The 10,274-nt window shown below is 72.1% G+C and carries 7 protein-coding genes and 1 riboswitch; of the genes, 4 read left to right on the top strand and 3 right to left on the bottom strand.

The genetic code is table 11. The features are described 5' to 3' along the window. Positions 1 to 80: 80 nt before the first annotated feature. Both lnt and metK read left to right on the top strand, forming a co-directional pair. On the top strand, positions 81 to 1,637 hold the full coding sequence (gene lnt, locus IC63_RS15515) for an apolipoprotein N-acyltransferase (RefSeq protein WP_036722099.1): 1,557 nt from the start codon (positions 81 to 83) through the stop codon (positions 1,635 to 1,637). 32 nt (positions 1,638 to 1,669) lie between these two features. Then, positions 1,670 to 1,721: riboswitch (SAM-SAH riboswitch) on the top strand. A 3-nt stretch (positions 1,722 to 1,724) separates the two neighbouring features. Then, on the top strand, positions 1,725 to 2,891 hold the full coding sequence (metK, locus tag IC63_RS15510) for a methionine adenosyltransferase (RefSeq protein ID WP_036722096.1): 1,167 nt from the start codon (positions 1,725 to 1,727) through the stop codon (positions 2,889 to 2,891). Between the two features lie 34 nt (positions 2,892 to 2,925). Here metK and IC63_RS17100 read toward each other — a convergent pair whose 3' ends face one another. Further along, positions 2,926 to 5,667 (bottom strand): penicillin acylase family protein, encoded by a 2,742-nt coding sequence (locus tag IC63_RS17100; RefSeq protein ID WP_198026347.1) that lies wholly within the window; start codon positions 5,665 to 5,667, stop codon positions 2,926 to 2,928. Positions 5,668 to 5,790: 123 nt separating this feature from the next. On the opposite strand from IC63_RS17100, the gene IC63_RS15500 reads away from it, so the two are divergent. Together IC63_RS15500 and IC63_RS15495 are read left to right on the top strand one after the other, a co-directional pair. Continuing rightward, complete coding sequence (locus IC63_RS15500) at positions 5,791 to 6,657, top strand: NAD(P)-dependent oxidoreductase (protein ID WP_036722093.1); 867 nt, start codon at positions 5,791 to 5,793, stop codon at positions 6,655 to 6,657. Between the two features lie 28 nt (positions 6,658 to 6,685). Further along, positions 6,686 to 6,919 (top strand): hypothetical protein, encoded by a 234-nt coding sequence (locus tag IC63_RS15495; RefSeq protein WP_052042308.1) that lies wholly within the window; start codon positions 6,686 to 6,688, stop codon positions 6,917 to 6,919. Positions 6,920 to 6,922: 3 nt separating this feature from the next. Here IC63_RS15495 and proB read toward each other — a convergent pair whose 3' ends face one another. Both proB and obgE read right to left on the bottom strand, forming a co-directional pair. Beyond that, positions 6,923 to 8,044, bottom strand: coding sequence for a glutamate 5-kinase (proB, locus tag IC63_RS15490; protein ID WP_036722090.1), 1,122 nt, complete (start codon positions 8,042 to 8,044; stop codon positions 6,923 to 6,925). Next, positions 8,032 to 9,060: a GTPase ObgE gene (gene obgE, locus IC63_RS15485; RefSeq protein ID WP_036722088.1), complete on the bottom strand. Its 1,029-nt coding sequence runs from the start codon at positions 9,058 to 9,060 to the stop codon at positions 8,032 to 8,034. The genes proB and obgE overlap by 13 nt, the downstream gene beginning before the upstream one ends. Positions 9,061 to 10,274: the final 1,214 nt, after the last annotated feature.

Here is a 10,274-nt window from a genome sequence, read left to right as displayed (position 1 = left end):
CGGCGGTGCGTGGCCGCAGCCCCCGCCCCACGCGTCCGCCCGCGCGGGCCCCCCCGGGCCGGCGGGGGCCCCCCGCCGGCATGCCCCGGCACCCCCCGGCCCCGCCCCGGCGGCGTCTGGCGCTCGACCTGCTGACCGGGGGGGTCGCCGCGACCGGCCAGGCGCCCTGGGGGCTGTGGCCGGCCACGGTGCTGGCGCTCGCGGTGCTGCTGTGGCGCGTCGCGGGCGCGCCATCGGCCCGCGCCGCCGCCTTGCGCGCCCTGACCGCGGGGGCGGGATATTTCGCCCTCGCGCTGTTCTGGATCACCCAGCCGTTCCTGGTCGAGGCCGAGATCTACGGCTGGATGTCGCCCTTTGCGCTGATCCTGATGGCGCTCGGCGGCGGGCTGTTCTGGGCCGTCCCGGCCTGGGCGGGCTGGCACCTGGGGCACGACCGCCGCGGCCGGGTGCTGGCGCTCGCGCTGGGCCTGGTGCTGTCGGACTGGCTGCGCGGCTGGATTTTCACCGGCTTTCCTTGGGCGCTGACCGGCCATGTCTGGATCGCCACGCCGGTGGCGCAGATTTCGGCCTGGGGCGGGGCGCTGATCCTGTCGGCGCTGACCCTTTCCGCTGCTGCCCTGCCGGGGTGGTGCTGGCGGCCTGCCGCGGGCTTGCAAGGCTTTCGCCGCGGCGCGGTGCTGGCCGCGATGCTGATCGCCGCGGCGTGGTTCGCGGGGCTCGCGCGCCTTGCCGCGCCGCTGCCACCGGACACAAGCTTTGTCGTGCGGCTGGTCCAGCCCGATGCCGACCAGACCCTGAAATGGAGCCCGGAATGGGCCCCTGTCTTCTATCGTCGCCTCGTCGAGCTGTCGGCCCTGCCGGTCGATCCCCGGCTGGGCGCCGACCGCCCCGCGGCCGTGGTCTGGCCGGAAACCGCGGTGCCGTTCCTGCTGAACGACGCCGCCCCGATGCTGCCCGACATCTCCGCTGCAGCCGGCGCGCCGGTGCTGGCCGGGATCCAGCGCGGCGAGGGGCTCGCCTGGTTCAACAGCCTGGCCGAGATCACCGCCGACGCCCGCATCGGCGCGGTCTATGACAAGTTCCACCTCGTCCCCTTCGGCGAATACATCCCTTGGGGCGACGCGCTGGCGCGCTTCGGCATCGGCGCCTTCGCCGCGCGGCAGGGCAACGGCTATACCCCCGGCCCCGGCCCCCAGGTGCTTAACATCGCCGGGCTGCCCCCGGTGCAGCCGATGATCTGCTACGAGACGATCTTCGAACGCGACCTCGCCCGCGGGGGCGAGCGGCCGGCATGGCTGCTGCAGGTCACCAACGATGCCTGGTTCGGGACCTGGTCGGGCCCCTATCAGCATCTTGCGCAGGCGCGGCTGCGGGCGATCCAGACCGGCCTGCCGCTGCTGCGCGCGGCCAACACCGGCGTCTCGGCCGCGATCGACGCGCGCGGCCATGTCCGCGCCACCCTGCCCCTGGGCGACAGCGGCGTGCTGGACGCCCGCCTGCCCGGCGCGCTGCCGGCGACTTTGTGGTGGCGCTGGGGCGACCTGCCGATGCTGGCGTTGCTGGCCGCGGCCGCCGCAGCGCTGCTGGTGCGGCGGCGCCGTCACGTCGGGGCGCCGGATCGGCACGGGCTGCATTGACGCCACAGGGGCGCTGGCGTAGGTGCCCCGGACGGCCCCCACAACGGCTTCCTGGCGTGGCGCGGCCCTGAACCCAATGGAGCACTTATGTCCCGTCAGAACTACATCTTCACCTCCGAGTCGGTCTCGGAGGGGCATCCCGACAAGCTGTGCGACCAGATCTCGGACGCGGTGCTGGACGCGCTGCTGACCGAGGAGGAGCAGGCCCGCGTGGCGTGCGAGACTTTCGCCACCTCGGGCATGGTCGTCATCGGCGGCGAAATCGGGCTGAAGGACAAGGCCCGCCTGACCTCGACGATGGGCCGGCTTCCCGAAATCGCCCGCGAGGTCATCAGGGACATCGGCTATGAGCAGGAGAAGTTCCACTGGAACACCTGCCACGTGATGAACTTTCTGCACCAGCAGTCGGCCCATATCGCGCAGGGCGTGGACAAGGACGGCGCCGGCGACCAGGGGATCATGTTCGGCTATGCCGTGGACGAGACGCCCGAGCTGATGCCGGCCCCGATCCAGTATTCCCACGCTATCCTGCGCCGCCTCGCCGAGGCGCGGAAGTCGGGCAAGGAACCGACGCTGGGCCCTGACGCCAAGTCGCAGCTGTCGGTGCGCTACGAGAACGGCAAGCCGGTCGAAGTCACCCAGATCGTCGTCAGCCACCAGCATCACAACGAAACCCAGACCTCGGACGACATCCGCGCCATCGTGGAACCCTATGTGCGCGAGGTCCTGCCCTCGGGCTGGCTGACCGAGAACACCGTCTGGCACGTCAACCCCACCGGCACCTTCGTCATCGGCGGCCCGGACGGGGATGCGGGGCTGACCGGGCGCAAGATCATCGTCGACACCTATGGCGGCGCGGCGCCGCATGGCGGCGGGGCGTTTTCCGGCAAGGACCCGACCAAGGTCGACCGTTCGGCCGCCTATGCGGCGCGCTATCTGGCCAAGAACGTCGTCGCCGCGGGACTCGCGCGCCGCTGCGTGATCCAGCTGTCCTACGCGATCGGCGTCGCCAAGCCGCTGTCGATCTATGCCGACAGCTTCGGTACCGGCGAGGTCCCGGATGCCGAGATCGAACGCGCCGTGGGCGAGATCATGGACCTGACGCCCAAGGGCATCCGCGACCACCTGCAGCTGTGCCGGCCGATCTATCGCCGCACCGCTGCCTATGGCCACTTCGGGCGCGAGCCCGACGCCGATGGCGGCTTCAGCTGGGAACGCACCGATCTGGTCGACGCGCTGAAGAAGGCGCTCTGAGAACCCGAAAGGCCCGCCTCCACGGCGGGCCTTTTCAGTTCTGCGCCGGGCGCAGCGTGGTCACGCCGCTGGCCCCGGCCCGGGCCAGCGTCGGGTCCAGCGACATGGCGATATATTCGCCGCGCCGCCACAGTTCGGCCAGATCGTCGTAATGCCGCGACAGCGGGTGCCCCGACTGCCCGGTCGAGATGATGAACACCGAGCTGTCCGGATCGGCGAGGTCATAGACGCCGCGGAATCCGGCGCCGGACACCGCCCGCCACGGATCGGCGCCCTCGTTGAGGCTCGCCGACCGCGCCAGGCTCGACCCGTCGCCCGAGATCGACTGCACAAGGTTTACTACCCATCCCAGCATCGGCATCTGCCCCAGCGCCGGGTGGTCGTGCCGGGCCTGGTGGACGTCGCCCCAGCGCCAGCTGGCCACGTCGGGGCCGAACCGGGCCGTCAGGTCGACCAGCGCCGCGTCCAGCGCCTGCCGGGCGACGGTGGCGCAATCCTCGACCGGCGCCGACTGGACGATATCGCACCAGACCGCCGCGCCGCCGGTATTGCGGAACACCCGGTCGATGAAGGCGGGACGCAGCCGGTCCGCCATCCGCGCCGCCAGCGCGCCGAGTTCGTCGTGGATCAGCCGGTCCTGCAACTGCCGCATCCAGGCGGAATAGATCAGCGGCTCGGGCAGGTGCTCGCCCATGTTGCCGTCCCATTCCGCCAGCAGCGCCAGCGCGTCCTGGCGCTGGCGTTCGGGGGTGCCGGGGGCGACCGGCTCGCCGGTGAACCACAGATCGGCCCCGACCAGCGGCAGCAGCGCCCGCGCCGCCGGGCTGACGGTGTCCAGCTGCGCGTCGATGAAGCTGTCGCGCGAGTGGATCTCGCGCGCGGCCAGCAGGCGCTGCAGCCGCGCGAGGCGCAGGGGTTCGTCGGGGTCGTGGCCGGAGACGGGGGTGGCCGCGGTTGGTGACGAAGCGGCGGCGGTCGTCGGAACGGCGGCCGCGGGGGCGGCGGTTGCCGAGGCAGGCGGCATGGTGTCGGTTGTTGGCGCCGCAGCCGCGTGCGCCGCGGCAGCGACGGCAGCGGCTGGCGCGGCCGGGGCCGCAGCCGCCGGCACCACGATCATCCCGGGGGCTGCAGGCGCTGGCGCAGCGGCCGCCCCGGGGAACTCCGCAACCGGAGCCGTCGTCCCGGCATTGGCCGCCGCCGCCCCTGCGGGAGCGGCCGCCTTGACGCCCCCGCTCACCCCCGCGCCGGTCGCGGCCACGATCCCCTGCGTGGCGGCGCTGATCCGGCGGGCGTCGTCCGGGGCCATCATCGACTCCCACCGCGCGGCGGCATCGCGGCCGGGCGAGGGCATCCGGCCCTGCGTCGGGTGACCCGCGGCGCGCAGCGGGACGTCGCCCGCCAGCACCTGCGCCACCCCGCCCTGATCGGCCAGCGTCACCTGCACCGCCGGCGCCACGACCGCGCGCACCGCCCGCTGACCGGCTGCGCGATCCTGCGCCATCATCAGCCCGACCAGCGCGCTCATCGTGGTGTCGGTGGTCGACAGCCCGGTCCAGCGCAGCGCCGGGACCGACCCCGCGGGCGTGACCGCGGCCAGCCCCAGATGCGCCGGCGGGATGATCGGCCCGGCCTCGGATTCGCGCAGGGTGATCCGGCGGTCCTCGCCGCCGCGGACCCGGATCACCTGCTGGCTGGTCTGGAAATCGCGCCAGCCCGCATCGCCAAGATAACGGTCCGGGGCGCCGGGCTGCACCTCCTCCATCACCAGGTCCTGGTCGTCCACCCAGGCCGGCGTCAGCCCCCAGGCGAGCCCCGGATTGCGGCCCGACAGGATCGCGGGAATGCCCGGGATGGTGCCGCCGATCACGCTGCCCGATCGCAGGTCCATCCGGGCCAGATACCACAGCGCCGGCGCGGTCAGCGCCACATGCGGGTCGTTGGCCAGCAGCGGCGCGCCCGAGGCCGCCCGCTCGCCCGCCGCAGCAAAGGCGTTGGCCGAGGCGCCGCGGCCGATCTCGACATAGCCCAGCAGCGCCGCCGCCGGGTCCTCAGGGACCACCTCGGCCCGCGGATTGAACCGCGCCGCCTTGCCGAACAGCGCCGCATAGCTCGGCAACGCCGGCTCGCCCGGTTCGCCGACCAGGTCGCCGGCCCGCTCGGGCGCGGCCAGCGAGACCTGGGCGCGCTGCACCTCGGCCCGGGCCTGGTCGCTGGTCCCGGCGGCGATCAGCTTCAGGATCGCGAGCGAATCCACCGGCTGCCAGAAGGCGATGTCGCCGGGCAGCAGGAAGAATTCGGGCGCCCCGCGGCCGCGCGCGCCGGCATTGACCTGCTCGACCCAGGCGTTCACCCCGTCGGCATAGGCGCTCAGCGCCGCCCGCGTCGGCTCGTCCTGCGCGGTCAGCGACAGCTGGGCGTTCTTCCAGAAACCCATGCGCCGGGCCAGATCGTCACTGGCAAAGGCGCGGGCGCCGAACATCTCGGCCAGCCGGCCCTGGGCGGCGCGGCGCAGCACCACCATCTGGAACAGCCGGTCCTGGGCGTGCGCGAAGCCCAGCGCGAAGAACGCGTCGTGGTCGGTCCGGGCGAGGACATGGGGCACGCCCTCGGTCGTGCGCACGATCTCGACCGGCTCGGCGATGCCGGCCAGATCGACGGTGGCGTCATAGTCGGGCAGCGAGCGGATTGCGAAATACCAGACCAGCGCGACGGTGGCGACCAGCCCGAGGATCAACCCGATGGTCAGCCGGACCAGCCAGCGAAACAGCGTCAGCATCGGCAGCGGAAGTCCTCGGCAAGGACCGGCGCACCGGGTTGACCGGGTCGCGCGGGCAATGGAATGTCCAAGGCTGATAGGGCAGCACAGGCCAGGTTTCAACGCGGCAAAAAGGGAAACGGCATGGCGCAAGTGGCATTTCTGGGACTGGGCGTGATGGGCTTTCCGATGGCCGGGCATCTGGCCGCCGCGGGCCACGACGTCACCGTCTATAACCGCAGCGGCCAGAAAGCCGCGGACTGGGTCGCCCGCCACGGCGGCCGCGCCGCCCCCACCCCGCGCGAGGCCGCCGAAGGGGCCGCGTTCGTCATGACCTGCGTGGGCAATGACGACGACCTGCGGCAGGTCTGCCTGGGTCGGGACGGGGCCTTTGCCGGCATGGCGCCGGGCGCGATCTTCGTCGATCACACGACCGTTTCGGCCAGGGTGACGCGGGAACTGGCGGCGGTCGCCCATCAGGCGGGGCTGGGCTTCGTCGACGCGCCGGTGTCCGGCGGCCAGGCAGGGGCCGAGAACGGCCAGCTGTCGGTGATGTGCGGCGGCACCGAGGCCGACTATGCGGCCGCCGAGCCGGTGATCGCCGCCTATGCCAAGATCTGCCGCCGGATGGGCGACGTGGGCGCCGGCCAGCTGACCAAGATGGCCAACCAGATCGCCATCGCGGGCCTGGTGCAGGGCCTGGCCGAGTCGCTCAGCTTTGCCGAAAAGGCGGGGCTCTCGATCCCCGAGGTGGTCGAGGTGATCAGCCAGGGCGCCGCCGGCAGCTGGCAGATGCAGAACCGCTACAAGACCATGGCTGAGGGCAAGTTCGACTTCGGCTTTGCCGTGGACTGGATGCGCAAGGACCTGGGCATCTGCCTCGCCACCGCCGACGAAACCGGCGCCAGCTTGCCGGTCACCGCGCTGGTCGACCAGTTCTACAAGGAGGTGCAGGCCATGGGCGGCGGCCGCTGGGACACCTCGGCGCTGATCGCGCGGCTGCGGCGGTGAGCCTCGGCGCGTCCCGGTCCGGGCAAGGATGATCCCCCGCGGATTCACCGCATATCTCGGCGCGGGCTCGGGCGTCGCCGCCTACCGGATCGGGGCGTCCCATATCGACGTGGCGTTCGTCGGCGGCGACATCTATCGCTATACCGTGCTTAGCGCGGGGCAGCCCAACCTTGACGAGATGGCACGGCGGGCGCGAGGCAATCGCGGCCTCGCGACCTTCATCAGCCGGGTCGCGCACGACCTTTACGAGCGCAAGCTGTAGGCCCTAGCGCACCACCGCCATGTCGTCTCGATGGACCAGCGCGGCGCGGCCGGCATAGCCCAGCACCGCCGCGATCTCGTCGCTGCGCCGGCCGGCGATGCGGCCGGCCTCGGCGGAATCGTAGCGCGCGAGGCCCTGCGCCAGCGCCGCGCCCTCGGGGCCGCGGATGGTCACCGGGTCGCCGCGGTGAAAGCGGCCGCTGACCTGCCGGACCCCCGCCGGCAGCAGCGACTTGCCGTCCGCCAGCGCGCGGGCGGCGCCGGCATCGACCACCAGCTCGCCCCGCGGCTTCATCGCCGCGATCCAACGCTTGCGCGCCGCGTGCGGGTCGCCCTCGGGCAGGAACCAGGTCACCCGCGCGCCCTCTGCCACCGCCGAGAGCGGGCGGATCACCGAGCCCTCGGCGATCGCCATCGCGCAACCGCCGGACACCGCGGTGCGGGCGGCCATCAGCTTGGTCTTCATCCCGCCCTTGGACAGGCCCGAGACCGGATCGCCGCCCATCGCCTCGACCTCGGGCGTCAGGTGCTCGACCACCGGCAGGTGGCGGGCGTCGGGGTCGGTCTTGGGGTTGGCGGTGTAAAGCCCGTCGACGTCGGACAGCAGCAGCAGCTGATCGGCGCCGCAGGTTACCGCGATCTGCGCCGCCAGCCGATCGTTGTCGCCATAGCGGATCTCGTCGGTGGCCACGGTGTCGTTCTCGTTCACGATCGGCACCACGCCCAGGCCCAGCAGCGTCTCCATCGTGGCCCGGCTGTTGAGATAGCGGCGGCGGTTCTCGGTATCCTCCAGCGTCACCAGCACCTGCGCGGTGGTGACGCCGTGAGGGGCCAGCATCTCTTCATAGGCGCGGGCGAGCCGGATCTGGCCGACGGCGGCGGCGGCCTGCGCCTGTTCCAGCGTCAGCGCGCCGCCGGGCAGACCCAGCACGCGCCGCCCCAGCGCGATCGAGCCTGAGGACACCAGCACCACGTCCGCCCCCCGCCGGCGGCGCCAGTCGGCCACGTCGTCGCACAGACCGCGCAGCCAGTCGGCCTTGAGCCCCTGCGGCCCGACCAGCAGCGCGCTGCCGATCTTGACCACCAGCCGCCGCGCGGTGGCGATGTCGGGGGTCACGGCTGCCACGCGGTCTTTTCCGTGACGACGCGCGCGCGGGTCGGCGCGATCTGCACCCACAGCGCGCGCAGCACCTCGGTCACGCCCTGGCGCGAGACGCCGGACATGGTCATCACCGGACCGCCGATCTCGGCCTCCAGCGCGGCCTTGCGCTCGGCCAGCGTCTCGTCGTCCAGCGCGTCGATCTTGTTCAGCACCGTGATCCGGGGCTTGTCGGCGAGGATCGCAGAATAGGCGTAAAGCTCGGTCAGGATGGTGCGGGCGTCGGCGGCCACGTCCTCGGAGGTGCCGTCGACCAGGTGCAGCAGCACGTTGCTGCGCTCGACGTGGCCAAGGAACTGGTCGCCCAGCCCCCGCCCCTCGCTGGCGCCCTCGATCAGGCCGGGGATGTCGGCCATGACGAATTCATGCCCGTCGACGGCGACCACGCCCAGGTTCGGGACCAGCGTGGTAAAGGGGTAATCGGCGATCTTGGGCCGGGCGTTCGAGACGGCGGCCAGAAAGGTCGACTTGCCCGCATTCGGCAGCCCGACCAGCCCCGCATCGGCGATCAGCTTCAGCCGCAGCCACAGCGTCCGTTCCACCCCAGGCAGGCCCGGATTGGCATGACGCGGCGCGCGGTTGGTCGAGGACTTGAAGTGCAGGTTCCCGAATCCGCCGTTGCCGCCCTTGGCCAGCAACACCCGCTGGCCCGGCTCGGTCAGGTCGGCGATGACGGTCTCCTGGTCCTCGTCGAGGATCTCGGTTCCCGCCGGCACCTTCAGCACGATGTCGCTGCCCGATGCCCCGGTCATCTGGCTGCCCATGCCGTGCTGGCCCGACTTGGCGAAGAAATGCTGCTGATAGCGGAAGTCGATGAGCGTGTTGAGCCCGTCCACCGCCTCTGCCCATACATCCCCGCCACGCCCGCCGTCGCCGCCGTCCGGCCCGCCGTATTCGATGAACTTCTCGCGCCGGAACGACACGCAGCCGGCCCCGCCCCCGCCGGAACGGATATAGACCTTGGCGAGATCGAGGAATTTCATGGGGCGCGTCTCCGGGGTGCAGGGCGCAGGGATACGCGGCTGCAGGGGCGCGTTCAAGGGAAAGCGGGTTGGGGGCGTGGGCACGCAGGAGCGGCGGAGCATCGGGGCCGCAGGAGGGCCGTGGCGGGGCCGAACGTTGGATTTTCCCTCGTCGACTGCGCCGCGTCAGGCTTGGGTTGGTGGTCCGCGAATCCGCCCGCGTGAGCTCCGTCCCGCCCGCGGCGGCCCCGGGGGACCAGCCGAGAGGGAAGTTGCGATGCGCCGGGTGACGCCCAGCAGGGACCGAGACACAGCGCAGCCGTCCGACGACGGGCAGGCGGGGGCAGTTGCAGCCAAGCAGGAGCCGGTGACGGAACGTGGCTGCCACCCGGCAGCGGATGGCTCCACGCACGCACCTTTCCACCGCGGTCGCCGAAGCTGCCCCGAGGCAAACCGCCAGCCCGAGCACCGGGATGGATCCTGAGGCGATCGTCGGGTCCGCTACCCCGGTGAGGCATCGGGCTTTCCGTCATGATGTCGCCGCGAGATCGGCGCCCTGCTGCCGTCGCGCCGAGCCTGGGAGAGCCGGGTTGCGGCGAGCCGCGACCGCCGCGACCCGGCACATCCCCGGTCAGCCGCAAAGCGCCATTTCGCAGCCACGGCGCCGCGAGGGAGCCAAGAGGCAAGGAAGCGACGCCAGTCCCTGTCGGACCGGCCAACCAAACTCGCTCACCGTGACCGGGGCGGCGGCCGCCGCCAGTCCCAGCGCGTCGGGGAGGGAGACGCTGCGGCCGCGGCCAGCGCATAACTGGCGACGCAGCTGTCGCCGGCGCCGGCCTTGCCAGCGCGGCGTCAGGCCGGCCGGCGACGTCGGCGCGGCCAGCAGCGGCACGCGGTTGGGCTGGTGATCACGTAACCCACGCACTCACAGTTGTCGCCAGCCTTGCCCTGGGGCCAGCGCATCCGGGTGGTGAAGTGATCTCGTGTACCGATTTCGGCGCGATCTCGGTCCCTCAGACCAGCACGGCGCATTCGCCCGCTTCTCTCTCCCGCTCTTGCTCCTCGTTCCGTCTGAGGCGTGTTCCGCGCCCGCCTCGGCAGGCTACTTCAACCGAATATCGCCCCGCATCCCCATGCTGAAGGAGTCGCCAGCGTCGCGAACTGCCCCCCCATCCTCAGTTCTACCCCGCAGCTATCCTTACGCCGCCGCAGCAAACGGCAGGCGATAGCCGATC

Source organism: Paracoccus sphaerophysae (genome assembly GCF_000763805.1).
Classification (GTDB): domain Bacteria; phylum Pseudomonadota; class Alphaproteobacteria; order Rhodobacterales; family Rhodobacteraceae; genus Paracoccus; species Paracoccus sphaerophysae.
The sequence above is the reverse complement of the archived record's forward strand: the minus strand, read 5'-3'. Positions and strand labels throughout refer to the sequence as shown.